General features: G+C 59.8%; 20 protein-coding genes. 13 read left to right on the top strand and 7 right to left on the bottom strand.

What is annotated here, in order from left to right; translation table 11 throughout:
• The first annotated feature begins 48 nt into the window (after nt 1–48).
• From ICM05_RS02500 to ICM05_RS02475, 6 genes are all read left to right on the top strand, one after another.
• Nucleotides 49–1,011 carry a D-2-hydroxyacid dehydrogenase gene (locus tag ICM05_RS02500; protein ID WP_188022961.1) on the top strand — a complete coding sequence of 321 codons (963 nt, stop codon included), beginning with the start codon at nt 49–51 and terminating at the stop codon, nt 1,009–1,011.
• 224 nt (nt 1,012–1,235) lie between these two features.
• Nucleotides 1,236–2,627, top strand: a complete 1,392-nt coding sequence (locus tag ICM05_RS02495; protein WP_251364470.1) for an APC family permease — start codon at nt 1,236–1,238, stop codon at nt 2,625–2,627.
• A gap of 205 nt (nt 2,628–2,832) precedes the next feature.
• Complete coding sequence (locus tag ICM05_RS02490) at nt 2,833–3,705, top strand: ATP-binding cassette domain-containing protein (protein WP_188022960.1); 873 nt, start codon at nt 2,833–2,835, stop codon at nt 3,703–3,705.
• Nucleotides 3,702–4,694, top strand: coding sequence for an ABC transporter permease (locus ICM05_RS02485; protein ID WP_188022959.1), 993 nt, complete (start codon nt 3,702–3,704; stop codon nt 4,692–4,694). Before ICM05_RS02490 ends, ICM05_RS02485 begins: the two co-directional genes overlap by 4 nt.
• A gap of 41 nt (nt 4,695–4,735) precedes the next feature.
• Complete coding sequence (locus tag ICM05_RS02480; RefSeq protein ID WP_188022958.1) at nt 4,736–5,707, top strand: sugar ABC transporter substrate-binding protein; 972 nt, start codon at nt 4,736–4,738, stop codon at nt 5,705–5,707.
• A 148-nt stretch (nt 5,708–5,855) separates the two neighbouring features.
• Nucleotides 5,856–8,786: an FAD-binding and (Fe-S)-binding domain-containing protein gene (locus ICM05_RS02475; RefSeq protein WP_251364435.1), complete on the top strand. Its 2,931-nt coding sequence runs from the start codon at nt 5,856–5,858 to the stop codon at nt 8,784–8,786.
• 79 nt (nt 8,787–8,865) lie between these two features.
• On the opposite strand, the gene ICM05_RS02470 is transcribed toward ICM05_RS02475, so the two are convergent.
• Complete coding sequence (locus ICM05_RS02470; RefSeq protein WP_251364434.1) at nt 8,866–10,638, bottom strand: IlvD/Edd family dehydratase; 1,773 nt, start codon at nt 10,636–10,638, stop codon at nt 8,866–8,868.
• Nucleotides 10,639–10,866: 228 nt separating this feature from the next.
• Between ICM05_RS02470 and ICM05_RS02465 the strand changes: the two genes are divergently transcribed.
• The 3 genes from ICM05_RS02465 to tmk all read left to right on the top strand — a co-directional run bounded on the left by ICM05_RS02465 (nt 10,867) and on the right by tmk (nt 16,341).
• On the top strand, nt 10,867–12,048 hold the full coding sequence (locus tag ICM05_RS02465; RefSeq protein WP_188022956.1) for a Gfo/Idh/MocA family protein: 1,182 nt from the start codon (nt 10,867–10,869) through the stop codon (nt 12,046–12,048).
• 819 nt (nt 12,049–12,867) lie between these two features.
• The gene (gene topA / locus ICM05_RS02460) at nt 12,868–15,681 is read left to right on the top strand and encodes a type I DNA topoisomerase (protein WP_188022955.1); all 2,814 of its coding nucleotides are present in this window, start codon (nt 12,868–12,870) and stop codon (nt 15,679–15,681) included.
• Between the two features lie 12 nt (nt 15,682–15,693).
• Nucleotides 15,694–16,341 (top strand): dTMP kinase, encoded by a 648-nt coding sequence (gene tmk / locus ICM05_RS02455; protein ID WP_188022954.1) that lies wholly within the window; start codon nt 15,694–15,696, stop codon nt 16,339–16,341.
• Here tmk and ICM05_RS02450 read toward each other — a convergent pair.
• On the bottom strand, nt 16,338–16,688 hold the full coding sequence (locus tag ICM05_RS02450) for a multidrug efflux SMR transporter (RefSeq protein ID WP_188022953.1): 351 nt from the start codon (nt 16,686–16,688) through the stop codon (nt 16,338–16,340). The two genes, tmk and ICM05_RS02450, sit on opposite strands and share 4 nt — an antisense overlap.
• 248 nt (nt 16,689–16,936) lie before the next feature.
• On the opposite strand from ICM05_RS02450, the gene ICM05_RS02445 reads away from it, so the two are divergent.
• Nucleotides 16,937–17,242: a hypothetical protein gene (locus ICM05_RS02445; protein ID WP_188022952.1), complete on the top strand. Its 306-nt coding sequence runs from the start codon at nt 16,937–16,939 to the stop codon at nt 17,240–17,242.
• A 232-nt stretch (nt 17,243–17,474) separates the two neighbouring features.
• On the opposite strand, the gene purL is transcribed toward ICM05_RS02445, so the two are convergent.
• Entirely contained in the window at nt 17,475–19,796 is a 2,322-nt protein-coding gene (gene purL / locus ICM05_RS02440; RefSeq protein ID WP_188022951.1) for a phosphoribosylformylglycinamidine synthase subunit PurL, read from the bottom strand.
• A 182-nt stretch (nt 19,797–19,978) separates the two neighbouring features.
• Here purL and ICM05_RS02435 point away from each other — a divergent pair, with 182 nt between their 5' ends.
• Both ICM05_RS02435 and ICM05_RS02430 read left to right on the top strand, forming a co-directional pair.
• Entirely contained in the window at nt 19,979–21,070 is a 1,092-nt protein-coding gene (locus tag ICM05_RS02435; protein WP_188022950.1) for a hypothetical protein, read from the top strand.
• Between the two features lie 145 nt (nt 21,071–21,215).
• A complete protein-coding gene (locus ICM05_RS02430) occupies nt 21,216–21,719 on the top strand; it encodes a GNAT family N-acetyltransferase (RefSeq protein ID WP_188022949.1) in 504 nt (167 codons plus the stop codon).
• A gap of 233 nt (nt 21,720–21,952) precedes the next feature.
• On the opposite strand, the gene purQ is transcribed toward ICM05_RS02430, so the two are convergent.
• The 3 genes from purQ to ICM05_RS02415 all read right to left on the bottom strand — a co-directional run bounded on the left by purQ (nt 21,953) and on the right by ICM05_RS02415 (nt 23,927).
• Entirely contained in the window at nt 21,953–22,654 is a 702-nt protein-coding gene (gene purQ, locus ICM05_RS02425) for a phosphoribosylformylglycinamidine synthase subunit PurQ (protein ID WP_188022948.1), read from the bottom strand.
• Nucleotides 22,655–22,656: 2 nt separating this feature from the next.
• The gene (gene purS, locus ICM05_RS02420; protein ID WP_188022947.1) at nt 22,657–22,914 is read right to left on the bottom strand and encodes a phosphoribosylformylglycinamidine synthase subunit PurS; all 258 of its coding nucleotides are present in this window, start codon (nt 22,912–22,914) and stop codon (nt 22,657–22,659) included.
• A gap of 92 nt (nt 22,915–23,006) precedes the next feature.
• On the bottom strand, nt 23,007–23,927 hold the full coding sequence (locus ICM05_RS02415; protein ID WP_188022946.1) for a phosphoribosylaminoimidazolesuccinocarboxamide synthase: 921 nt from the start codon (nt 23,925–23,927) through the stop codon (nt 23,007–23,009).
• Between the two features lie 223 nt (nt 23,928–24,150).
• On the opposite strand from ICM05_RS02415, the gene ICM05_RS02410 reads away from it, so the two are divergent.
• Nucleotides 24,151–24,657 (top strand): SRPBCC domain-containing protein, encoded by a 507-nt coding sequence (locus ICM05_RS02410; protein WP_188022945.1) that lies wholly within the window; start codon nt 24,151–24,153, stop codon nt 24,655–24,657.
• Nucleotides 24,658–25,039: 382 nt separating this feature from the next.
• Here the strand turns inward: ICM05_RS02410 and purD are convergent, their stop codons facing one another.
• Nucleotides 25,040–26,314, bottom strand: coding sequence for a phosphoribosylamine--glycine ligase (purD, locus tag ICM05_RS02405; RefSeq protein WP_188022944.1), 1,275 nt, complete (start codon nt 26,312–26,314; stop codon nt 25,040–25,042).
• Nucleotides 26,315–26,318: the final 4 nt, after the last annotated feature.

Genomic DNA, 26,318 nt, shown 5'->3' with positions numbered 1-26,318 from the left:
GCAGGAAGCTCAAATGAGCATCAACGAAGAACACACAAGAGGAGCACCATGTCCAAATCACGCGCGATCCTCATCGTGCCAGAGGATCGACCAGCACCGCCATTGGAGTCATTCGCGAATGAGACCGAAGTGACGGTGGTGAGAACTGTGGCGGAGTTTCGGGAGGCGCTGCCAGGAACCGAGATTCTCTTCTTGAATGATTTCCGTACCCAGTTGCTCCGAGAAGTCGGGCCAGGCGACTTGAAGTGGATTCATACCTCAAGCATCGGAGTCGATGCGTTACTCACCCCCGAAATTGTTGACAGCGAGATTTTGGTGAGTAATTCACGCGGCGTCTGTGAGCGGCCGATCGCTGAGTGGATACTCGGGGTCATCGTCATGTTTGCAAAGGATCTGCGACGCACCGTAGAACTGCAACTCCAACGGAAATGGCTACACAAGGAGACTGAGCCAATTCTCGGACGAAAGGTACTAGTAGTCGGCCCTGGCCCAGTAGGACAGGAGACTGTGCTGCTTCTGCGTGGAGCAGGAATGGAAGTCACAGTGGTCGGACGAACTGCAAGGATCGACGACCGAATCGGTGAGATTCACGCGTTCTCGGATCTTGACTGTTTACTCGGAGGCGCTGACGATGTTGTGCTTACGATGCCTCTCACAGAAGAAACGCGTGGGCTTTTCAACCGCGAGCGTTTTGCGCGCATGCGACCGGGAGCACGACTAGTGAATGTCGGACGAGGGGCGGTCGTTGTGGAGGCGGATCTCCTTGACGCTATTGACTCTGGCCACCTCGCTGGAGCTGCCCTTGACGTGTTCGAACAGGAACCTCTCCCGCGCGATCATCCGTTCTGGTTGCGACCAACGATTCTTGTCTCTCCGCACGCTTCAGGTGACCTCGCCGGCTGGCGGGGTCGCGTCGCTGAATGTTTCGCCAAGAATCTGCTGAAGTGGAACGCCGGCCAGCCATTGGACGACGTTGTTGATTTGAAACGTATGGGGATCATCGCTGGTTAATTCGATACATGAAATGATGTGAGCCAGATGAATGGGGAATCTGGCTCACACGTGTTTCAGGCTGGGACATTTAGGGATGCCCTGCGGTGTCTAGGGTTGCTCTGCAAGCAAGATTGTTCAATGATGAGGATTCAATGACGCGCGTAATACAAGACTTCTCAGCGGAAGCGACGAGTGCCGGAAATACAACCCCAGTGACGAGCAAAATCTCGCTCAAAGGCAATATGGGAGTGGGCGAGCTCGTAATGAGTGTGCTCGCATTCTCATCACCATTGACCACAGTTGCTGGAACTCTACCGGTTCTACTTATTTTCAGTGGGCAGACCGCCCCTGCAATTTATATGTTACTCACACTGATGTTGGTGGTGTTCTCCGTGGGGTTCGTTCGGATGAGCCGGAACGTGAAGAACCCTGGCGGCTTTTACGCGTTTGTGACTGCTGGAATCGGGAAGCCTGCAGGTCTGGGTGGCGCCTTGCTGGCGCTCGTTGGTTACGTGTTTATTGGGTTCTTTGCCCCATCGCTGTTCGCGATTACGCTCCAAGGCTGGGTTGTTAACGCCTTGAACGGACCTGATATCCCGTGGTACTGGTATGCGCTTGGAATCATTGCTGTAACCACGTATCTTGCATACAACCGAATCGATCTGTCTGCCAAAGTGCTTACGACAGTCATGGTCTTGGAAGTCATCGTGGTCGTGGTGTTTGACGTGCTCGCATTTGTGAATTCCGGGGCGAAAGAGCCCGGGGGCCTAGGGCTTGCATTGCCGAGTTTGACGGACGCGAGTATTGGTTTGGCGTTGCTCTTTGCCGTTGGAAATTTCTTCGGCTTCGAAGCCACTGTGATCTACCGAGAAGAGGTGAAGAACCCAGAACGAACCATCCCTCGCGCGACATATCTTGCCGTCGTTGGAATTGGGCTCTTTTACGCTGTTGCGGCCATCGCCTACATTGCCTTCCTAGGCGGTTCAAATGTGCAGGCCGCCGCCGAAGCCAATACAGTCAACCTGTTCGACGACGCGTTACGTGCATTCGCAGGGAACCTATTCGCTGATATCGCAGTGGTGCTCTTGATGACCTCGATTCTTGCCTCAATGCTCTCAATTCAGAACATTGCCGCACGTTACAGCTTCTCGCTAGCCGTTGATCACGTGTTGCCGCGACGCCTAGCGCGTGTGCACCCGGCGCACGGCTCCCCACACATCTCAGCTCTTTCTGTTGGTGCGCTTTGGGCGGTTGCCACCGTGTTGTTCTCAGTTCTCGGCATCGCACCCGAGAAAATCTATCCTGTAGCCAGCGGTAGCGGTACGTTCTCTGTGCTGCTCCTGCTGTTTATTACCAGCATCGCTATTTTCGCGTTCTTCTTGCGTCCATCAGCACGGAAGGGGACAGCGGCTTGGAAGGTGCTTCTTGCTCCGGCGATCAGCGCGGTCTTCTTCGGTATCGTGACGTTCTTGGCGATCAGGAACTTTTCGGCGTTGATCGAAGGTTCAACGTTGATGACAGGAATCTTTATGTCATTCACCTTTGCACTCTTCATCGGCGGCATCGCTTACGCCCTGTATCTGCGTAGGCAGAAGCCTGACGTGTATGCGCGATTGGGCCGCCAGAGCGTATAAGGCCTCAGCGCAGCAGTGCCCCAGACAGGGATCAACATTCCTGCCTGGGGCACTGCTGCGTGTGGGCAGCGGCTTATTCGTCTGCAGTGTCTCAAAGCGGCACAAACTCCTTCGCGGCACTTGCTCGATAGTTATGTAACCGCAGGAAGCTCGCCAGTAACGGCGTCTTGCAGCGGGCCAGAGATCCATCAACGACGAGGATGATATGACTGACGCGCCCTCGGTGACCACTCCATTGGTCGCCCTGAACAACATCCAGAAAACCTTCGGTGCAGTAACTGCGCTTCGCGGCGTGAGTATCGATGTACTCCCGGGAGAGACATTCGCTCTACTTGGGGACAACGCGGCTGGAAAATCGACGCTCATGAAAGTGCTTACTGGTGTGTACCAGCCCGACCAAGGCACAATTCGCATGGACGGAGAACAAGTCGCTTTCTCGAGTCCTGCAGCGTCACGATCAGCCGGCATCGAAATGGTTTATCAGGACTTCGCCCTGGCCGACAATCTCGATGTGCGCACCAACATCTTCCTGGGGCGTGAACCACAGAGGAACGTCCTTGGGCCTTTGGTTCGTGTTGTTGACAGGAAGAAAATGGAACGCGAAACAAATCGCGTACTTGAGCGCCTCGATATTCCGATTAATCCGCGGTTGAAGGTAAAGCGGCTCTCCGGCGGCCAACGGCAGGCGGTGGCCATCGGTCGTGCGCTTGCCTTTGACGCGAAGCTCATCATCATGGATGAGCCAACGGCGAACTTGTCCGTCGCCAAGGTCGACAAGTTGATCGAGGTTACACAGAAACTCAAAGATCTTGGGATCGCGGTAATCATCATCACGCACCGCCTCGATGAAGCGTTCGCAGTCGCTGACCGCTGCGCCGTGATGCGGCAAGGCGAGGTGGTGGGGCGGTACCGGATGGATGAGGTATCTGAATCTGAGATCGCGCACCTGATTTCCCAGGGAAATCTCGACGCGTATGAGTCAGCCGAAACGGATATTCCCGCCGAACGTCGCCGGATAGGCAGCACCTCGGCAGTCACACACTCTGAACAGATTCCGACGAACGGGAGCGACGCATGAATACCAACACTGTCGCAGTCATGCTGCGTGAGATGAAGCAGGACGGTCCAACGCCAGCAACGCGCTTCAAACACTTCATTGGAGATTATGGAATTCTCCTCATCTTCGCGGCACTGCTGATCTTTCTAGCGTTCGCGGCTCCGAACTTCCTAACGCTCGATAACATCGTGAACGTCGTCCGGCAATCGTCAATCATTGGCATTGTCGCGCTCGGTATGACGTTTATTATGATCACTTCCGGCATCGACCTCTCGGTTGGTTCGGTCGTAGGCCTCGCGGGAATGGTGTTTGCGATTCTCGCCCCAGCGAGCGGGTCAGCACTGTGGATCCCACTGATCGTCGGCCTCAGCGTAGGTCTCCTGGTTGGTTTTCTCAGTGCGGCACTCGTTGTGTGGGGAAAAGTTCTGCCGTTCCTAGCAACACTGGCAACCATGGCGATCGCTCGCACTGCTGCTCTCGTCCTCACGGACGGTCAGGTGGTTTCTGGATTGAGTGGCCCTGCAGAATGGCTTGGCGCCGGTTTCATCGGCCCGATCCCAGTACCTGTGATCATTTTCATTGTCGCCGCGTTTATTTGCGACTTCGTTCTCAGCCGAACGAAGTTTGGATCTCACGTATACGCGGTCGGCGGAAACGAAGAGTCGTCGAGAAAGGTTGGCATTTCGGTCAGCCGTGTTTTGTTCACGGTTTATCTGATTGGTGGCGGACTCGCAGCGCTCGGCGGCTTGGTGCTGACTGCGCGTCTCAACGGAGCTGCCCCAACGGCCGGACTTACCTACGAATTGCAAGTGATCGCAGCGGTCGTGATCGGAGGTACCAGCCTCTTTGGCGGCGTCGGCACGATTCGCGGAACCGTGATCGGTGTCCTACTTCTCGGCGTCGTGATGAACGGCATGAACTTGCTTGGTGTTTCGAGTTATTACCAACAGGGCGTGCAGGGCGTGATCCTCGTTCTCGCGGTTCTGCTGACCCGTTGGAAATCTGACTAGAACGCCCACTTGTAATACCTAATTTTGAAAGGAACAGAACCATGAATATGCGACGACGCATGTCTACGGTAGCCGCTCTGATCGCTGCCGCCAGTCTCATCCTCACCGGATGCTCAAAGGGAGACTCCGGGGAAGCCGGGACTTCCGGCAATGAGGAACAGTACAACATTGGCCTAGTTGCGCTTGACCTGCAGGATCCAGATATTGCGCACATGGTCGATGCCATGCAGACAACCGCAGAATCGGAGAACGTGAAACTCCAGGTCGCTGACTCCAAACGGGACGTCTCGAGCGAGCTCAACCAAGTTGAGGATCTGCTCACACGTCAGGTGGATGCGGTCATCTTGCAACCACTCGACGGTGAGGCCAGCCAGAATGCTGCGAAGCGTGTCATAGACGCTGGTGTGCCGCTCTTTATCTTGTTGACGGAATTCGTTGAAGGTTCTGACATTGGATACGAAAGCTACATTGGCATTGACGATACGCTCGCGGGCAAGATGCAGGCCGAATACATGAACGAGTTGATGCCTGACGGTGGAGACATCGTCTTCGCCGCGGGTGCGTACGGTTCTTCGTGGACGGATCGTCGTAAAACAGGTTTTGCCGATGCGATCAACGATAACTTCAAGATCGTCGCCGAGTTCCAGGCGAAAGGTAGCCGTGACGAGGCAAAGCGCAACATGGAAGACGTGCTGCAGCGTTTTGGTGCTGGCAAGATCGACGCCGTTGTCGCGAACAATGACGAGATGGCGATTGGTGCGGCATCTGCCATTAAGGATGCCGGACGAACCGGGGACATCGGTGCGGTAGTCGGCGTGGACGGCACACCTGCCGCTGTAGCAGCAATTGAAGCGGGCGAGATGTCAGCGACCGTACGGCAGGACTCGGCTGGCCAGGGCGAAGAAGCTGTTCGCGTGGTGCACGCCTTCCTTGAAGGCGAAAAGGTTGAGAACCGGTACACGCTACCATTTACGCTAATCACCAAGGAGAACGCGGCCGAATTCGGTCAGTAGGACTGCGCTTCCGCCAGACGGGGTGCTCTTGCAGCAGCAGGGGCACCCCGTCCTGATCTGGCACAGATGGCACAGGTCTTTCACTGCATACACTGCGTGAGTAGGTAGTGATTGGGGTACAAGGATGTCGAATCAGACGATTAAGGCAATGGATAACACGCAGCTACTCACCAAGCTGCGAGCCTTTGGGATTGAGGTTGATGACGCATCGCGCCGTCGATCTGAGTATTCTTTCGACGCCTCGAACTATCGCATCCGTCCCAAAGCGGTGGTCTTTCCGAGGACTGTCGAAGAGATCAGGAATGTGCTTCGTGCAGCAAATGAAGCCGGCATGCCGGTCACTACGCGAGGTGGCGGCACCTCCATGGCTGGTAATGCCATTGGACACGGCCTCATCCTTGATCTTTCCCGGCGTTTTACTGCTGCTGCAGAAGTCAACATCGAGGATCGCACGGTGTGGGCGGATGCCGGAGTAGTTCTCGGTGAGCTGCGCAAGCTCGTTGAACGTACGACAGGCGGCGAACTAACCTTTGCGCCAGACCCGTCATCGCTCAGCCGTGCGACCGTCGGTGGTTCAATCGGTAATGATGCGTGTGGCAACCACTCTGTAGCCTACGGTCGTATGATGCAGCACCTGCGAGAAATTGAGGTGGTCACTGTTGACGGGGCGCACCTGCGGCTCGCACGCGGGAGCATCGAAGCGGTTGATCCGGAAGACGCGCAGTCGACTGCGCGCGCTAAGCAACTCACCACAGAACTCCGTGAACTGGTGCAGGCACATCTCGCTCCGTTGAGGGTCGAACTGCAGAGGATCCCTCGGCAGGTGTCGGGTTACCATCTCGGGCATTTGCTACCTGAACAGGGCTTTGATGCTGCGGCGGTGCTCGCCGGAAGCGAAGGTACTATTGCGGTCATTACTCGTGCATTGGTCGGGCTAGTGCCGCGCCCGGCGGCGGTGGCGCTATTGTGCCTCGGGTACGAAAGCACTATCGAATCAGCTCGCGACGTCATGAAAATTCTCGAGAGTCAGCCGACCGCAGTTGAAGGGCTTGACCGTTCCATTGTCGAGATCATGCGGCACCGGCGCGGCGCGGAGAGTGTCGCCGGGCTACCCAACGGCGGAGCGTTTCTCATGGTGGAGTTCTCAGCCAATGACGTCGACGATGCTCGGGTTCAGTGTGAGCGACTGCTCGAAGCGCTGAGCGTCGAGGGGCGGGCCATAGACTCCGCGGTCGTGACCGATCCGGCTACCCGTGCGAAACTGTGGCGTGTACGTGAGGACGGTGCCGGTCTCTCCTCACGTCGTGTCGACGGTAAACAGACATGGCCAGGTTGGGAAGACTCGGCCGTGGCACCTGAGCGGCTTGCTGACTACCTGGAGGAATTGCTCCCACTCGTTGAAAAATACCAGTACTCCGCGTTTATGTACGGCCATTTTGGAGCGGGCTGTGTGCATATGCGCCTCGACTACGATCTGAGGAGTCAAAGCGGCAGGAAAGACTTCGAAGCATTCACGCGAGAAGCTGCTGCACTCGTTGTCGCACATAGTGGCTCTCTTTCCGGCGAACACGGAGACGGTCGGGCCCGAAGCGAATTGCTCAGCGTGATGTATTCGCCTGAGATGATTCAACTTTTCGCGACCTTCAAGCGAATATGGGATCCCGAAAACCTGTTAAACCCGGGGATCATTGTTAGTCCTGATGCATTCACCGCTTCGATAGCGCTCGCTGGCATGCCTGCTCCGGGGGCAATACCCGGTGGCCAGTTGATCTCCGCTGAAAACGGGACCAAGGGTCTCTCCAACCAAACGCCAACGCAACTGCCTTTGGCTAGCCCGTATGTTGGCAATGCGCATGCGTGTATTGGCGTGGGACGCTGCCGTGCAACCAGCGGCGGGTTTATGTGCCCGAGCTACCGGGCAACCAAGGATGAGAAAGACAGCACCCGAGGTCGCGCGCGTGTCCTTCAGGAACTCACGCGCGCTAACAAGAACAGCGTTGGAGGCTGGTCCTCACCAGAGGTCAGGGATGCGCTCGATCTTTGCCTGTCATGTAAAGCATGTTCAAGTGACTGTCCAACCGGCGTCGACATCGCTGAAGCAAAGTCTGAGCTGATCGACGAACACTACCGGGGGAGGATCAGACCGTTCACGCACTATTCGATCGGCTGGCTACCACGGTGGCTACCGTTCATCGGATTGTTCTCAGGCATCGCTAACGCCGGATCCCGGATCGGTGTGCTCCGCCGCGTTGCCGATTGGCTTGGCGTAAGCGCCAGGCGGAGCCTGCCCACTTTCCGCTCTCGCAGCGAAATCCGTACACGTCTCAAAGAAGCGGCGTTCGAACCAGACGGAGCAGTCCTTCTGTTTGCTGACAGCTTTACGAAAGCTTTCCGGCCAGAAGCGATCCCTGCCGCGGCACGTGTGCTTGGATCTACCGGAACTACTGTTGGATGCACGGCAGAAGCCTGTTGCGGCCTCACTTGGATTTCGACCGGTCAGCGTGATGCTGCACGCCGGCGGCTTGAACGTCTGATTCGACGTTTCGACGACGGGACGGATCGCGACATCGTTGTGCTCGAACCGAGCTGTGCGGCAGCAATCCGTGATGAGGGACCCAAAATGGTCGGAAGCGCTGCAGCTGATCGTGTTGCTGCGCGAGTGCGTTCGTTCTCGGTTGCGGTTGACGAAGCGGTTCAGCGCGGATGGCTTCCGACCGCGCCTGCGCCGGAAGCCGCTGTGCTCCAAACTCACTGCCATGAGCACGCTGTCTTCGGTTCAGGCGCACAGAAACGAGTGTTGGGGGCGTGGGGTGTCCCTCAGATTGTCGAATCTTCGTCATGCTGTGGAGTCGCGGGAAACTTCGGATTCGAGTCGGAACACTTTGACATGTCGATGCAAGTGGCTGAACACTCGCTCGTGCCAGCACTGAGTCAGGCGCCCGAGGGGGCGATCGTGCTTACCGATGGGTTTAGCTGCACTATGCAAGTCTCACAAATCAACCCAGATCTTTCCGGGCAGCATCTGGCTCTCGCGCTTGATCCCGCCAGAGTAGTGATCTCAGATCCTTCGACGACGTAGAGGCTCTGGACATAGCTTCGGCGCTCACGACTGAAAAGACGTGAGCGCCGAAGCTATGTGAGATGCGAACAAAAGTGCGCTACCAGCCGCCCTGCCACCCGGTGAAGAGTCCGAAGGGAAGACGCTGCGGTTCCTCACCAGGAACCGCATGCAGGAAGTCGAAGTCGCACCCTTCGTCTGCCTGCGTCACATGGTCAAGGAAGAGGCGTCCGTAGCCACGCGTGTACTTGCGCTCCGGTAGCTTGAATTCTGCCAGTCGTCGTTCGAGTTCTTCAGCCGGAATGTCGAGGTCCAACCGTTTCATCGCGACATCAAGCACAATAGGATCGCCATCGCGCACCACTGCTAGTGGGCCGCCCGCTGCCGCCTCGGGTGAGACATGCAAAATCGTAGTACCGAATGCGGTACCGCTCATACGCGCGTCTGAGATGCGTACGACATCGCGAATGCCGCGCTTCAATAGCTTCTCCGGGATCGGAAGCATGCCCCACTCCGGCATGCCCGGGGCTCCCACAGGGCCGCAATTGCGGAGCACAAGTACTGATTCTTCGGTGATTTCTAGATCTGGATCGTCGATTCGGTTGCCGAGGTCAGTCATACTGTCAAACACGACAGCGGGACCGCGATGCGTGAGCAACTCTGGACTCGCGGCACTTCGCTTGATCACTGCGCCATTCGGGGCCAACGAGCCACGCACCACCGCGATGCCACCTGAAGTGTCGAAGGGAGTCTCGAGCTTGGAGATGACCTCGCCATCGGGGTCGGGCGCGTTTGCGAAACCTGCTGAGATTGATTCTCCCGTAACCGTGATCGCATCCTGCTTTAGGAATGGTGATAGCTCCTTCAACACTGCACCAATGCCTCCGGCATTGAACAGCTGCTGCACGAGGTACTCGCCAGAGGGGCGCACGTTGACGATGCGAGGTGTGCGCTCGGAGATCTGGTGGAAGCGATCGAGCTCGAGTTCATAGCCAACGCGGCGGGCGAGCGCGAGCAGATGGAGCACGGCATTCGTTGAACCACCGATCGCCATCAACAGCGTGATTGCGTTGTCGAATGCGTCGGGGGTGAGGATCTCACGCGGCGTTGGGCCGCCGGTCAGTGCCATCTCAACCGCACGGCGCCCGGTTGCTTCAGCTGCCTGAGCTCGCCGCGCATGCACCGCAGGAATCGCTGCGGTTGACGGGAGACACATACCTAGCGCTTCGGTGATTGAGGTCATGGTTGAAGCTGTACCCATTTCGCTGCAGTGCCCGGCAGTGGGTTTTGCTGAAGCTTCGAGCTCGTCGAAATCTGACTGTGTCATCCGGCCCGCGCGGAGTTCGTCGGCGTACTTCCAAGTGTCAGTTCCAACACCGAGCTGTTTACCTCGGAAAATCGCGGGCTCTTGGGGTCCGCCGGTGAGCATAATGGTGGGAATATCGGCGCTCGCCGCACCCATGAGCTGAGCTGGCACAGTTTTATCGCAGCCGCCGAGCAAAACGATCGCGTCTAACGGGTAGGCACGGATTGATTCTTCGACGTCCATTGCCATCAGGTTGCGGAACTGCATCGCTGAGGGCTTCATCAAGCTTTCGCCGAGAGAAATGGTTGGGAACTCGAGCGGCAGACCACCAGCCATCAGCACCCCACGTTTTACGGAGTCGGCCAAAAGCTTGAAATGTATGTTGCAATTGACAAGTTCTGACCAGGAATTCGCAATTCCAATAACCGGTCGATCCTTGATGGCAAAGCCGGAGAACCCCTCGGCTTGAATCGCTGTTCGATGTACGAATCCGGTGAGATCATGCGGCGCGAACCAGCGTGCACTGCGAAGGTCGGCCTTGGGTGAGTCTTCCATTTTGTTCTTCATTCCTTCTCATATCGGTGAGAAGACGAAATGCATTTGTGGAGTCAACATGGCGGGTGAACTCCAACGCAGCATCGCGTCGCCAATTGCAGTTCAGTACAGCAACCTACGAGCACTGAAACCTGTTCCAAAATGAGACATCCGCGTGCATTCGACGCCGACGTAATCTGACCTCAGACGCGGCGAGAGCAACGTCGGAACATCGGATTCGAAGACAAAGGGGTCGAAAAGGTGAGCAGTGAACGCATAGGTGTTGGGTTGATTTCAGTCGGCTGGATGGGACGCCTCCATGCGCGGGCATATCTGGCAACACGACAGTTCTACCCCGAACTCGAACGCTACCCCGAATTGGTAATCGCAGCGGATCCAGATGAGTCAGGGCGTGCCCATGCTGCTGATGCGCTCGGCTTCCGCGACACCACCGCCGACTATCGCGAGTTGCTAAAACACCCTGAGGTTGACGTCGTCTCGATCTGCGCGCCAAATTTCATGCACCACGAGATCGCCCTCGCCGCCATTGCGGCCGGAAAGCCGTTCTGGATCGAGAAGCCGATGGGGATCAGCGCAACCCAGTCCAGAGAAATCGCGCAGGGAGCCGCGGCAGCGGGTTTGATTACTGCGGTGGGGTTTAACTACCGTCATGCTCCGGCGGTAGCTGAAGCACGTCGCCTCGTTCGAAGTGGTGAGCTTGGCACGATCACAAATGTGCAGATGCGCCTGCTGACAAGTTACGCCTCAGACCGCCAACAAGTGTTTACCTGGAGATACGAGAAAGAACGCGCCGGTACCGGCGTGCTGGGCGATGTGCTCTCACACGGCTTCGATCTCGCCCAGTTCGTCGTCGGGCGGGTCGAATCACTGAATGCGATCACCGAGACCTTCATCCCGGAGCGCCCGCTCCCATCCGGGGGATCAGCGAATAGCTTTGCTAAAGGAGAGGCTTCCACGACCATGCGTGCGGTGGAGAATGAGGACTACGCGGCCGCGCTGGCCAGATTTGAAAATGGTGCTGTTGGGTATTTCGAATCGACCCGTGTCGGTGTCGGCCCCCATGCTGAATTTGTTCTTGAAGTGTATGGGACCGAAGGTTCGCTGCGGTGGAATTTTGAGCGCATGAATCAGCTGGAAATCGCAAAGGATCTGCGCGGTTACCAGACAGTGCTTGCCGATGCGACTTTCGGGGAGTTCGGCCGATTTCAACCGAACTCCGGTCCCGGGATCGGGTTCAACGATCTGAAGACTATTGAGGCCGCGCTGTTTATTCGGTCAGTCATCGAGAAAGAACAATTCGCGCCATCGGTCGCGGATGGATGGTCGGCATCCGAGCTGGTTGACGCCTCGGTTCGAAGCGCTGCCTCAGGGGCATGGGTGAAGGTTCCGGAGGTTACTGGAGTCACGACCTACGATCGCTGAAGTCGACGTCTAGGCCAGCGCCACCCTAACGCTTCTTAATAGCCCATCCACCGACGACCTCGTTGGGCGCTGGCAGCCGCATCTATTTGATGAGCGAAGCCAAGATGGCCACGTCGACGATGATGCCCGGAATCCTGACTTACAACTCATTGAAATGGGCCAGCTCGACATCTAAATCCAGGCCGAAGTAGGACTCCGGTGCAAGCGGTCAACCCCTGACCGAACGGAATGGTGGCCCCGTAGCACTCAGATTCCCCGCCAGGCGCCGATACCTCGAGAACGAACCCTGTAGCAAGTTACCCAACTTGTGGCCGCTGTCGTCGGTGCCTCGCTCGCGGTATACGTTGTGAACAAGGTAACTTTTCCGTTATTTATATAGAGGTAGCGGACCGCGGCAGTGTTCGGCGAGGTCGTCGGGGTTTGCAGGCGGACTTACTTGATTCGGGCTGAGCTTATTGCCAGAGAATCTTGCTACAGATATGGTGAAATCAATATGACATTCCCGCTTCTCGAGATGAGAGGCGGGTTTGTTCTTTCCAAGCGGAGTGATTCGCGGGGCCCGCGGCGATTCGGAGCGCTCCGGCCATCCAAAATGAGGCATTTCTGTTGGCAGTGCTGGCTGGACGCAAATGCCCGAGAATCGCAAAAGCACTGGGTCAAGTTCTTTGCACAGCTACACCAGCAGTACTATGCAAGAGTGTGTGACCTGCTCCACTGTTGGGGCGCTTGTGTGAATAACGCCAGTCAAGGGTCGCGTAAGCCCGGCTGTGTATCGTAGCCTTGCAGGCACTGCCTACCGCCGTCGTCAGGAGGGTTCCCGTGGGGGAGACAAAGAAACTCGTCATTGTCGAGTCACCGACCAAAGCAAAAACCATTGGTGGGTATCTTGGCGACGACTACGAAGTCATCGCTTCGGTCGGTCACGTCCGTGACCTCGCTGAGCCTTCGGCGCTCCCGGCAGAGCTCAAGAAGGGGCCCTTCGGCAAGTTCGCCGTTGACGTCGATAACGGTTTCGCACCGTACTACGTCGTCAACGACAACAAGAAGAAGACGGTCTCGGAACTCAAGCGTGCTCTGAAGGAGGCGGACGAGCTCTGGCTCGCAACAGATGAGGACCGCGAGGGTGAAGCCATCGCGTGGCATCTGCTTGAAGTTCTGAAGCCCAAGGTTCCCGTGCGCCGAATGGTGTTCCACGAGATCACCAAGGACGCAATTGAACAGGCAAAAGCGAACACTCGTGACCTCGATCACGCGCTTGTCGATGCGCAGGAGACTCGTCGTATTCTCGACCGTCTCTACGGCTACGACATTTCGCCCGTGCTGTGGCGCAAGGTCGCTCCCAAGCTTTCCGCTGGCCGCGTGCAGTCGGCAGCAACCCGTCTCGTTGTTGATCGTGAGCGCGAGCGTCTCGCATTCGTCACCTCCGAGTACTGGAGCCTCACCGCACGCTTCATGCCTGGCGATGACGCGGTTGACCGCGTTCCGTTCGACGCAAAGCTCGCTCGCCTCGACGGCAAGCGCGTAGCGACCGGCGGCGACTTCACCGACCACGGTGAGCTGTCTGAGAAGGCACAGCGCGCAGGCGTTGTTTGCCTCGACTCGGCGCGCGCCAACGCGCTGCAAGCTGCAGCCGAGAACGCGTCGGCAACCGTCGCGTCGATCGAGACGAAGCCGCACACGCGTCGTCCCGCAGCACCGTTCACCACTTCGACCCTGCAGCAGGAGGCGTCGCGTAAGCTCCGTTTCAGCTCGCGCCAGACGATGTCGTTTGCGCAGTCGCTGTACGAGAACGGTTACATAACGTATATGCGTACCGATTCGCCCACGCTCTCGCAGCAGGCAATCGCGGCAGCCCGCTCGCAGGCTGCCGAACTGTACGGTGCGCAGACCCTTCCCGAGAAGCCCCGCGTCTACACGGGCAAGGCGAAGGGCGCACAGGAAGCGCACGAAGCAATTCGTCCCGCCGGCGACAAGTTCGCTCGTCCGAGCGAGCTCAAGGGCAAGCTCACCCAGGGCGAGTTCGCGCTCTACGACCTCATCTGGAAGCGCACCGTCGCAAGCCAGATGGCCGATGCTAAGGGCTCGACCGATACCGTGACCCTCGCTGTCTCGCTCGCAGAAAACGGTGCACAGACCCGCGCAGAGTTCACCGCAAGCGGCACGGTCATCACCTTCCCCGGCTTCATGCTCGCGTATGAAGAAGGTAAGGACGAAAAGCGTGGCGACGCAGAGGCGAACATTTCGCTGCCGCAGCTGCACGAGGGGCAGCCCCTCGGCATCGCGCACCCCGAAGCAAAGGGCCACCAGACGAGCCCGCCGCCCCGCTACACCGAGGCAAGCCTCACGAAGCGCCTCGAAGAGCTCGGCGTTGGCCGTCCTTCGACCTACGCGGCAATCATCTCGACGATCATGGACCGCGGCTACGCGACCAAGCAGGGTCAGGCACTCGTGCCAAGCTGGATCGCTTTCTCGGTGGTCCGCCTCCTCGAAGACCACTTCTCAGAGCTCGTGAACTACGACTTCACAGCTGAGATGGAGAGCGACCTCGATGAGATCGCGGCAGGCAAGACCGACCGTGAGCAGTGGCTCAAGGAGTTCTACTTCGGTAGCGACAATCACCCGGGTCTGCGCGGCGTCGTCGACAACCTCGGTGAGATCGATGCGCGCGCGATCAACACGATCCGCATCGATGACCAGATTTCGCTCCGTAATGGCAAGTACGGTCCCTACCTCGAGGTCTTCGACGAGAAGAGCGAGGTTGACGAGAACGGTGAGCTGAAGCCCCGCAGCGTCAACATTCCTGACGGTATGGCACCAGATGAGCTCACGCCAGCAAAGGCACACGAGCTCGCCGATGCTGAGCCCGCAGAGGATCGCGTCGTCGGCTTGCATCCTCAGACCGGCAAGCGCATCATCGCCAAGAACGGCCGCTTCGGACCGTACGTTCAGGAGATCCCGAACGACGACGAAGAGCTGCCCAAGGGCGAGAAGCCGCGCACCGCGTCGCTCTTCAAGAGCATGGACCCCGCGACTGTCGATCTCGACACCGCAGTGGCGCTCCTGGAGCTGCCGCGCGTGGTTGGTGCAGATGCGGAGTCCGGCGCCGAAATCACCGCGCAGAACGGTCGCTACGGCCCCTACCTCAAGAAGGGCACCGACACCCGTTCGCTCACGAGCGAGGATGCGATCTTCACGATCGATCTCGCTGGCGCACAGGAGCTCTTCGCACAACCCAAGTACGGCGCTCGCAAGGCTTCGGCTGCCCTCAAGGAATTCGAGGCGGATCCCGTCAGCGGCAAGCCCATCAAAGTCAAGGACGGCCGTTTCGGTCCGTACGTGACCGACGGTGAGACCAACGCGACGATTCCCCGCGGCGACAGCGTTGAGGACATCACCTTCGAACGCGCGGCCGAGCTGCTCGCGATCAAGCGAGCCAAGGGCCCCGCGAAGAAGAAGGCGCCCGCGAAGAAGGCTGCTGCCAAGAAGCCTGCCGCGAAGAAGACCGCTGCAGCGAAGACCGGCGCGGCCAAGAAGGCCGTTGACCCTGCGCGATCCGCTGCTGCGAAGAAGGCAGCAGAGACCCGCAAGGCAAACGCTGCGAAGAAGGCTGCCGAGGCAGCCGCAGCAGAGTAAGGCACCGGCAGAGTGCGCGGAGTATTCATCACCTTCGAGGGCGGCGACGGCGCGGGTAAGACCACGCAGGTTCGCCTCCTCGAGGAGTGGCTCACCGAGCGCGGCCAGGAGGTCGTGCGCACCTTCGAGCCGGGCGCGACGCCGCTCGGCGCCGAGGTACGCCGTCTCCTCCTGCACGGTGGGGACGAGATTGGTGAGATCGATCCGCGCGCTGAGGCGTTGCTCTATGCGGCGGATCGCGCACAGCACGTCGCCCAGGTTGTCCGGCCTGCCATTGCCCGTGGGGCTGCCGTCGTGCAGGATCGCTACATCGATTCCTCGCTCGCGTACCAGGGCGCTGGCCGCGTGCTCGACGTCGAAGACGTCCGCCGCATCAGCGAGTGGGCAGCCGTCGGGCTGTGGCCCGAGCTGACCGTACTTCTCGACATCGACGCTGAGACTGCGGCTGAGCGCCGCCGTGAGCGCGGGGGAGCGGCGGATCGCCTCGAGGCCGAAGCCATCGAGTTCCACGAGGCCGTGCGCGCTGCCTTCCGTGCGCAGGCAGACGCGGATCCCAGCCGCTTCCTCAAGCTCGACGCATCACGGTCGATTGAGGAATTGCAGCAGGAGATCCGCGCCCGCGTCGCGAGTTTGCTCGACGACTCAGTCAGCGGCAATTAGACCATCGGCAGCGCTGCGGCCGACTCGTGATCGCTCACGAGCTTCAGACCGATCACGCACGCCACGATGCCGAGCAGCAGCAGAATCTTGAGCAGGCTTGCCTGCTCAGCACCGGTGATCATGCCGTAAATTACCGTCAGCGATGCGCCAATAGCGACCCATACCGCATAGCCGGTACCGGTCGGAATCTCACGCAGCGCAAAGGCAAGACCGCCCATGCTGATGACCACAGCGACGCCGAAGACAACCGACGGCCAGAGCTTCGTAAAGCCCTCGGACTTGCCGAGAGCGGTAGCCCAGACGGCCTCGAAGGCGCCAGAAATGATGAGAATGATCCAAGCGAGCACGCTTACCTCCTGTGGCAAGTCTTGTCGCTGTCGGGGTACTTGACCGTCGTCCCGTGGTTCGGATCAGAACCTTCTTTCACTGTACCTGATTTCGAAGGATTTGGCAGAGCGGCCGGTGCGAGGCAGGCTGCGGCTACTGCCAACACGCATCAGCGGTGAAGCACATTGCCGCAAGCCCTTGTGGCGCCTGCAGCACAGTGGGAGTTTGGAAAGCAACCTGCACCGACTGCCCCGGAAGGCTGATCCACATGGCTTCAAGACATCGCGACCGCCAGCAAAGAATTCAAGCCGAGCTTGACGCGGCTCTGGCTGAATTGCAAAACCACCCGTATAACCGCACCGAAATTGTCGCGGCTAGAGAGATCATTGACGGCTTAGAGGGCGAAGATGCCAAGACCATTAATGATGAACTGACCGCACAAAACCTGCCTGACCTCGTAGAAGTAGGCAGGGTGACTGCAAAGTACCTCATGTCATTCGCGAGGCTCCACCCAAGGCGCGTAAAGCTTGAACACAGGCTTCGCCGTATGAAAGCGAAAGAATCGGGGCAATAGGCGCTCTCGTGCCCCGCAAACCCCGCGAAGCATCCCTTTTCCCCCGAAACCGGTAGTTTCTACGCGCTGAAACCCCTGTTTTCGAGGGAAACTATCCTTTTCGCGGGGTTGGGGCGGAGCACGGACCGCGCAGCAGCGATCCGCCAACAAAAACAACGAGGCCCCCACTCACCGAAATGAGCAGGGGCCTCGCCGCAATGCGCCGGCTAGCGAGCTAGCTGGTCATCAGTAATTAGCCGATCGTCGCGCCGAAACGCTCGGGGAGCGTTGCGCGAACTGCGCCGCCGAGCTCAGCGAGCGGCAGCGTGAAGCGGTCCTGAACCTCGAGGGCAGCGTCTGCGCCTGCGAGGTCGGTGACACCGATGCGGAGCACGGGGAAGTCGCGACCTGCGCAGAGGCCACGGAACTTGACGTCTTCCTCGTGGGGGACAGCGACGAGCACGCGGCCCTGCGACTCCGAGAAGAGTGCAGCGGTTGCGTCGACGCCATCGCGCTCGATGATCTCTTCGATCCAGACGCGAGCGCCAACACCGAAGCGGAGTGCACCGTCGGTGAGTGCCTGTGCGAGGCCACCCTCCGAGAGGTCAACAGCAGCCGAGAGGATGCCACCCTGCGATGCAGCGTGCAACAGCTCAGCAAGGCGACGCTCTACACCGAGATCAACAACGGGGGGCTTGCCGCCGAGGTGATCGTGGATGGTGCCAGCCCATGCCGAGCCGTCGAGCTCGGTGCGGGTGGTGCCGAGGAGGTAGAGGTGCTCGCCCTGATCCTGCCAGCCCGACGGAACGCGGCGTGCCACGTCGTCGATGATGCCCATGACGCCAACGACCGGGGTCGGGTGGATCGGGCTGCCAGCGGTCTGGTTGTACATTGAGACGTTACCGCCGGTGACGGGAACCTCGAGCTCGAGGCAAGCGTCCGAGAGGCCTTCGACGACCTGCGAGAACTGCCACATGACCTCGGGGTCTTCCGGGCTGCCCATGTTCAGGCAGTCGGTGACTGCAGCAGGAACTGCACCCGAAGTTGCGACGTTACGGTATGCCTCTGCGAGTGCGAGCTGTGCACCTGCGAAGGGATCGAGCTGGCAGTAACGGCCGTTTGCATCGGTCGAGAACGCGACGCCGAGGCCCGACTCCTCGTCAACGCGGATCATGCCAGCGCCATCGGGGAATGCGAGAGCGGTGTTGCCGCCAACGTAGTAGTCGTACTGGTTCGTGATCCACGAAACATCAGCCTGGTTCGGCGATGCTGCGACTGCGATGAGCTGCTCGCGCAGTGCATCGTTGTCTGCTGCGCGGGGGAGCGTTGCAGCGGTGTCTGCCTGGAGCGCGTCGATCCAGGTGGGGTACGCGACGGGGCGGTCGTACACCGGGCCGTCGACAGCAACGGTCGAGGGATCGACGTTCACGATCTCTTCGCCGCGCCAGTTGATGATGAGTCGGTTGGTGTCGGTGACTTCACCGAGCACGCTGGTCTCAACGTCCCACTTCTGTGCGACTGCGAGGAACGCGTCGAGCTTCTCGGGCGCGACGATTGCCATCATGCGCTCCTGGCTCTCCGACATGAGGATCTCCTCAGCGGTGAGCGAGGGGTCGCGCAGGAGTACGCTGTCGAGCTCGATGAACATGCCACCGTCGCCGTTTGCTGCGAGCTCCGAGGTTGCGCACGAGATGCCTGCAGCACCGAGGTCCTGGATGCCCTCAACGAGCTCACCCTGGAACATCTCGAGGCAGCACTCGATGAGTACCTTCTCAGCGAAGGGGTCGCCGACCTGGACTGCGGGACGCTTGGTGGGGCCGCCCTCTTCGAAGCTGTCCGAAGCGAGTATCGATGCGCCACCGATGCCGTCGCCACCGGTGCGTGCACCGAAGAGTACGACCTTATTGCCGAGGCCCGAAGCGTTTGCGGTGTGGAGGTCTTCGTGGCGAAGTACGCCGACGCCCATCGCGTTCACGAGGGGGTTCTGCTGGTAGACCTTGTCGAAGACGGTCTCGCCGCCGATGTTCGGCAGGCCGAGGCAGTTTGCGTAAGACGAGATACCCGAGACAACGCCGTGCACAACGCGTGCGGTGTCGGGATCATCGATGTCGCCGAAGCGAAGCTGGTCCATGACTGCAACGGGGCGAGCGCCCATCGAGATGATGTCACGGATGATGCCGCCGACGCCGGTCGCAGCACCCTGGAAGGGCTCGATGTACGAGGGGTGGTTGTGGCTCTCCACCTTGAAGGTGACGGCCCAGCCCTCGCCAATGTTGACGACGCCTGCGTTTTCGCCCATGCCGACGAGCAGGTTTTCCTTCATCTTGTCGTTGACCTTCTGGCCAAACTGACGAAGGTACTTCTTCGACGACTTGTACGAGCAGTGCTCGGACCACATGACGGAGTACATTGCGAGCTCGCCCGAAGTTGGGCGGCGGCCGAGGATCTCACGGATCATCTCGTACTCGTCCGGCTTGAGGCCAAGCGCCGCGTAAGGCTGCTCTTTCTCAGGGGTGGCAATCGCATCTGCGACGGTGTCAGGATGATGGCCGGGAACGGCAGAAAGGTCAGTCACGCTCGAATTGCTCCGTTTGTCGAATGTGGATCGGGCGGCTCGAAAGAGAGCTCCATAGACCAGTCTACCTGCCTTGAGAGGTTCCGTGGACCCGCTGTGAAACTCGCGCTGTGACGCGCCTGAGAACGGCGAAAAATTGCGTATATGTAGCTTTTTGCATCTGGCCACGCAAGACTGGAGATATGACCGATACGAACACTCCGCAGCCGTCAGAGACGGTGAGCCAGCAGCAGTCTCCCGCACCGGCGAGCCCGCAGCGCCGCACGCGTGCAAAGTCGGAAACCGAGCCGCGCAAGCTGTCTGGTTTCTTGAAGGTAAGCATCGGAATGCTTATCGTCATCACTCTGTTGGCGATCGTCATGCTGTTTGTTGACCAGATCGATGCCAAGTTCGAGCGCGTGTTTGCGACGTTCTTGCTGTTCGTCATCTTCTCGGTATTCACCGCGGTTGACACGTCACGTCACCGAGTTGCCGAGTGGTATGCACCCGTGGCGCTCATCGCAAACTCATACATTCTCGCGATTTTGCTCGCTGTGATCTGGATGACGCCGAACCACTCGCTCCTGCTCATGGAGTTCTTCTGGAAGTCGTTGATCGTCATCTTCGTCGTCCGCCTGGTGCTCATCCTGAGCGAGGTGCTGATGACCGTGGCGGATCGCGCAGGCGAAACCGTCCTTCGCTTTGCATTCATCTCGAGTGCGCTCGCAGTGCTCTCGGGCATCATGTTCACTGCTCCGCTCGGCGTCGAAGCTTTCGGCCTTTCGATTCCCGATCTGTACTGGCGGATCGCAGTCTCGATTCTCATCCTCACCGCTCTCGGCCTGTCTGTGACGCTGCTGCTTCGCTGGGCGTACAGCTCGGATGAGCGTGCACGTCGCCGTCAGCAGGCGTTCGAGGCGCAGCACTTCGCGCAGCAGCAGGCAGCTGCATACCGCGCGGCTCAGGCACAGCAGGCTGGCATTCCAGGTGTTCCCGCCGTGCCCGTCGCGCAGGTGATCCCAGGCGCACCCGTGCTGCCTGCGGTTCCTGTCCAGCCAGCTGCTCCTGCGGCACCCGCAGCGCCCAGCTTCGCAGCGCCAACGACGCCAGCGGTTGAATCGGAACCGGTTGCCCCGACCGCTCACGTTGCAGCTGTTGCTATCGAACTTGAGGTCGAACGCCAGGCGTCTGCGCCAGATGGCCTGCTGCCCTGGCCGCGCTATGCAGATGGCAGCCCGCTGCCGATTGGCCCCGACGGTCAGCCTGACTTCTCGGCTCAGCAGCGTAAGCACTAGCCAATGAGTTGCTGTCGCTAGGATCCGCGCCGTCAGGTCATCCGGCCCGTCTGATCCCAGCCGACGATTCCAATCAGCGCCCTGTGTGTAGCTTCATTTCGAGGCTCCACACAGGGCGCTGATCTATTTCGCGTAGAATCCTCACGTGAATGAAGCTCCCCTGATCCGCCGTATTGCTGCCGAAGAATATGAGCCCGTAGGTCGATTCCTGCGCGAGGCGAACGAGCAGGACTACGATCTGCCCGAGGGATATCTTTCACAGATGCAACGAACCGGTGAGCGTGACGAGACCTCCGCGGTGATGGTTGCGGTCGATCGTGCCTCGGGTGAGCTGCTCGGCACCATCACCCTCCCGTTCCCTGGTGAACGTCTGCAGGACGACACCGCAGCCGATGAGCTGGATATTCGCCTGCTCGGTGTTGCGCACGCTGCACGTGGGCGTGGGGTTGCGCGACACATCCTCGCGTACTGCGCAGACGTTGCGCGCGAGCGCGGTCTGCGCCGCATTGTGCTCCACACCGGCTCGCACATGCCTGGCGCTCAGCGACTCTACGAGCGTCTTGGGTACCACCGCATCCCTGAGCGGGACTTCGAAATCTTTGAGCAGGGCGAGCAGCGCTTCGTGATCTCCTACGGGTTCAACGTGTAACAGTCGCTCGCTTCGTGGCCGCCCGACCTGGGACGTGCCCAACCCCGCGAAAATGCCCGATTCTCCCGAAACACCCACTTTCTACACGGAGAAACGGTCCATCTCGGCAGAAGCACCGCTTCTCGAAGGGCTGCCTCGGGCTGTCAGGCAACAAAAACCTCGGCCCGCTAGCCCTCCGAAGAGGACTAACGGGCCGAGGTAAGTAACCGAGCAAGCCCGGCTAACGCAAGATCTTAGATCTGAGCGAGCGAGCGCAGAACGCTCGTGAAGAAGCGGATGCCGTCTTCACCCGAACGCATTGCGTCGGGCATGTCAGGACCGAAGCCAGCCTCGATCGCGTGCTCGGGGTGCGGCATGAGGCCGACCACGTTGCCGCGAGCGTTGGTGATGCCTGCAATGTCATCGATCGAACCGTTGGGGTTGATCTCTGCGTAGCGGAAAGCGATGAGACCATCGCCCTCGAGCTGCTTGCGGGTCTCTTCGTTGGCAATGTAGCCACCGTCAGCGTTCTTGAGCGGGATCGTGATGGTCTCGCCCTGCGTGTACTCGTTGGTCCACGCGGTCGACGCGTTCTCAACGACGATGCGCTGGTCGCGGCGGATGAACTGCTGGTGTGCGTTACGGATCAGGCCGCCGGGGAGCAGGTGCGACTCAACGAGCACCTGGAAACCGTTGCAGATACCGAGAACGGGCATGCCCTTGTTCGCAGCATCGATGATGTCGGTCATGATCGGCGAAACCGCAGCGATCGCACCTGCGCGCAGGTAGTCGCCGTAGCTGAAGCCACCGGGAAGAACGATGGCATCAACGTTCTTCAGGTCGTGATCGGCGTGCCACAGGGGCACAACCTCTGCGCCGGCAACGCGAACCGCGCGCTGTGCGTCGCGGTCATCAAGCGAGCCGGGGAAAGTAACGACGCCAATACGAGCGGTCATTATTAACGTGCCTCGCCGTCAACGCTGATCGCGATGACATCTTCGATAACCGAGTTCGAGAGGATCTCGTCAGCTACCTGACGAACCTCAGCAAGAACTTCGTCGGTGACGGGGCCGTCAACGGTGAATTCAAAACGCTTGCCAATGCGAACGTTCTGGAACTTGCCGTGGCCGAGGCGGTTCAACGCACCGGTGGTTGCCTTGCCCTGGGGGTCGAGCAGTTCGGCCTTAGGCATGACATCAACAACAATCGTGGGCAAGGAGAGCCTCCAACTCGCAAGCGAAACAGTCTGTGAATAGTTTAGCCGGATATTTTCGGGAGCATTTCCCACGCCTCGGCTAGAGCGTAAATCTAAGCGTTCTGCGGATCGTTTCCGGTTACGCGTACGTACAGCTCGCGGTACCGATCGTGCGTCTGCGAAACGATGCTTTCTGGGAGCTCAGGAGGGGTGCCCTGCTTGTCCCAGCTGGCTGCGAGCCAGTTGCGTACGATCTGCTTGTCGAACGACGACAGGCGATCCGCGCCCGTGAGCGCCTCATCTGCGTACACCGCAGCGTCCCAGTAACGCGAGGAATCGCTCGTCAGTACTTCGTCAGCAAGTACCAACTCGCCGGTGCGCGGATCGCGTCCAAACTCGAACTTGGTATCTGCCAGCACGACTCCGCGTTCTGCAGCCAGCTCACGCGCGGCGGTGAAGATCTCAAGCGAGGCCTTACGCAGCGCGGACGCCACTTCTTCGCCAACGATCTCAACCGAGCGCTCGTACGTGATGTTTTCGTCGTGCTCGCCGAATGGCGCCTTGTAAGCGGGCGTGTAGATCGGCTCCGCGAGCAGATCACCATCGGTGAGGCCAGCGGGAAGCTCGATGCCGCAGACAGCACCGGTCTCGAGGTACTCCTTGTAGCCCGAGCCGGTCAGCGCACCGCGCACGACGCACTCGATCGGGTACATCTCAAGTCGGCGGCTCACGACCGCACGGTCTGCGACCTCAGCGGGAATCGCCGGAACGTCCTCGCCAGAAGCGAGGTGGTTCGGCATGTCGATCTCCGAGAACCACCAGTTCGACAGAGCTGTGAGCAACGCACCCTTACCCGGAATCGGGGGCTCGAGAACGAAATCAAACGCGCTCACGCGGTTCGATGCCACGACCAGCAGGTAGGGCGAAGCCTCTGCGGTCTCTCCTGCGGGCACGTACAGGTCACGGACCTTGCCCGAATAGATGTGGGTCCAGCCCTCGAGGGGAAGCGGTGCGGGGAGCGTCTGCGTAGTCACCGGTCTATTGTCCCATTAGCGCGGGGTCGTCGCGACATGGGAACTGCGTGCTGTGGATATCTGTCTGCTGTACGGGGCGCGGATCCGCCCAGCCTCCCCACGACACGGCAAGGCGCGTCTGCGATGTCAGTGGTCCCGGCTACCATCAAAGCATCACCAAATAGCCAGGCTTCGAGTGTCAAAATTGACGCTTCAACGGCCGAAATAGTACGGAGTGTGCAACATGATTCCTTTGGGTCCAGTCGTAGCTCGAACCCGTACTGTTGCCCCTCGCGAGCTGGTGTGGAGCTTCATTGCCGACGCTGTGAAGCGTGAAACCTGGTGGTCTGATCTCGTACTCACCGCTGAACTCGGTGCCGAGGTGACCGAGCAGTGGAGCGAGGGAGAGGGCGACGCGGCGGTTGGCCGCGATGCCTTCGGCACCGTTGATGTGTGCTCAGTCGGCCACGCGATCGGATTCCGTTGGCGCGAGCGCGGTGATGAAACTGAAACCGCGGTGCTCATTACGCTGCGTGCGTTCGACGGCGGCACGAGTGTGACCGTAACCGAGACTGGCTTCGATAAGCTCCCGAACGGCGCGGCTCGCGCTTCGGCTTCCCTGGAAGGCTGGAGTGCGTTGCTCCGCTACCTCATCGAGGCGCTGCCCGCGTCTGCCCCTGCCGCGGCCGACGACGCTGCGACTGCAAAGCCCGCCCCTGCAACTGAGCCGGCCACCGAAAATTTCGCCTAGGTAGCGAATCGCGCCTTCGGTAAGACGGTTCACGCCGATTTCGTCTTACCGAAGGTGCGATCCAATACCGAAGCGAAACAACACTGGCCCAAATCGAAAACCGGGCGCCCTCGATCTAGAACCGGGCGTCCTCGACTTGCCGTAGATATGTAATCGGCCGTCAATATGCTGTTTGCGGCGCAATTTGGCATATCTACGGCGGATTGCATATTGACGGCAACAGCGAGCCCCTCAAAACTGAAAATCGACCGTCGTCAGCACGAAAACCAAAGAATTCGTGCTGACGACGGTCGATTTCAAGACGAGGTCAAATCCCGGCCTGAGCCAGGACTTACCCGCTGCCGGCGGGCCCCGCACCGGGGACCAGCCCGCAGCGTCCTACTTACGCGACGCGTGCAGCGATGTCGGTGCGGTGCTGCGAGCCCTCGAGCGAAAGCTTGCCGACCGCATCGTACGCGCGCTCGCGCGCAGCCGCGAACGACTCACCACGTGCAACAACGCCGAGTACGCGGCCGCCGGTAGCAACCCAGCCGCCGTCTTCGGTGCGCGCGGTTGCCGCGTGTACGAGGTGTACGCCTTCGCCGGCGCCTGCAACCTGGCCGGCCTCGGTGATGCCTGCGATGGGGCGACCCGAAACGACGGTGCCGGGGTAGCCCTCGCTCGCGACGACGACGATGACTGCGGGCTCGTCGGAGAACTCGGGCGCCGGAACTTCAGCAAGCGTGCCCTGTGCCGAAGCGAGCAGGTAACGGCTGAGCGGCGAGGTCAGGCGTGCGAGCACGACCTGGGTCTCGGGGTCACCGAAGCGTGCGTTGAACTCGATGACGCGAATGCCCTTGGCAGTCACGATCAGACCGCAGTAGAGCAGGCCCTTGAACGGGGTGCCCTCAGCAGCGAGCTGGCGAACGGTCGGCAGCGCGACAGTCTCGGTGATCTCCTGGATGAAGGCAGCGTCGCCACCCGGCAGCCAGGGGAGGGGCGAGTATGCGCCCATGCCGCCGGTGTTGGGACCCTCGTCGCCATCGAAGATGCGCTTGTAGTCCTGTGCGGGGGTGAGCGGAACAACGTTCTCGCCGTCCGCGAAGAAGAAGAGTGAGACCTCCTGGCCGTCGAGGAACTCCTCAACAAGCACCTCACCGTGGGGTGCCCAGGTTGCGACGTGCTCGATGGCTGCGTCGCGGTCTTCGGTGACGAGCACACCCTTACCAGCAGCAAGGCCGTCGGCCTTCACCACGTAGGGAGCGCCGAACTCGTCGAGCACTGCGCCGGCTTCCTCAGCCGATGCGACGCGTGCAGCACGGCCGGTGGGCACGTTTGCCTCGTCCATGATGCGCTTCGCGAATGCCTTCGAACCTTCGAGCTGCGCAGCAGCTGCGTCGGGGCCGAAGACGGGAACGCCTGCGGCGCGCAGCGGATCCGCCACACCAGCAACAAGCGGCGCCTCGGGGCCGACGACAACGAGGTCGAAGCCGCGCTCAGCGACGAATGCCGAAACCGCAGCGGGATCGGTGTACGAAAGCTCTGCAACCTCGACACCGCTTGCCGCGATGCCAGCATTGCCGGGCGCGCAAACGATCTCGTGCTCGGCCTGTTCAGCGAGCAGAGCAAGGACGATGGCGTGTTCACGGGCACCCGGGCCCAGTACGAGAATCTTCACCTCA

Source organism: Leucobacter sp. cx-42, assembly GCF_014529985.1.
Classification (GTDB): domain Bacteria; phylum Actinomycetota; class Actinomycetes; order Actinomycetales; family Microbacteriaceae; genus Leucobacter.
The sequence above is the reverse complement of the archived record's forward strand: the minus strand, read 5'-3'. Positions and strand labels throughout refer to the sequence as shown.

What these genes read in the sequence shown, in the direction of transcription:
- ICM05_RS02495 (WP_251364470.1), top strand. Translation starts at nt 1,236, where the DNA reads ATGGGAGTGGGCGAGCTCGTAATGAGTGTGCTCGCATTCTCATCACCA.
- ICM05_RS02485 (WP_188022959.1), top strand. Translation starts at nt 3,702, where the DNA reads ATGAATACCAACACTGTCGCAGTCATGCTGCGTGAGATGAAGCAGGAC.
- ICM05_RS02435 (WP_188022950.1), top strand. Translation starts at nt 19,979, where the DNA reads ATGACCGATACGAACACTCCGCAGCCGTCAGAGACGGTGAGCCAGCAG.
- ICM05_RS02445 (WP_188022952.1), top strand. Translation starts at nt 16,937, where the DNA reads ATGGCTTCAAGACATCGCGACCGCCAGCAAAGAATTCAAGCCGAGCTT.
- ICM05_RS02490 (WP_188022960.1), top strand. Translation starts at nt 2,833, where the DNA reads ATGACTGACGCGCCCTCGGTGACCACTCCATTGGTCGCCCTGAACAAC.
- purQ (WP_188022948.1), bottom strand. Translation starts at nt 22,654, where the DNA reads ATGACCGCTCGTATTGGCGTCGTTACTTTCCCCGGCTCGCTTGATGAC.
- ICM05_RS02410 (WP_188022945.1), top strand. Translation starts at nt 24,151, where the DNA reads ATGATTCCTTTGGGTCCAGTCGTAGCTCGAACCCGTACTGTTGCCCCT.
- ICM05_RS02470 (WP_251364434.1), bottom strand. Translation starts at nt 10,638, where the DNA reads ATGAAGAACAAAATGGAAGACTCACCCAAGGCCGACCTTCGCAGTGCA.
- ICM05_RS02480 (WP_188022958.1), top strand. Translation starts at nt 4,736, where the DNA reads ATGAATATGCGACGACGCATGTCTACGGTAGCCGCTCTGATCGCTGCC.
- ICM05_RS02500 (WP_188022961.1), top strand. Translation starts at nt 49, where the DNA reads ATGTCCAAATCACGCGCGATCCTCATCGTGCCAGAGGATCGACCAGCA.
- ICM05_RS02475 (WP_251364435.1), top strand. Translation starts at nt 5,856, where the DNA reads ATGGATAACACGCAGCTACTCACCAAGCTGCGAGCCTTTGGGATTGAG.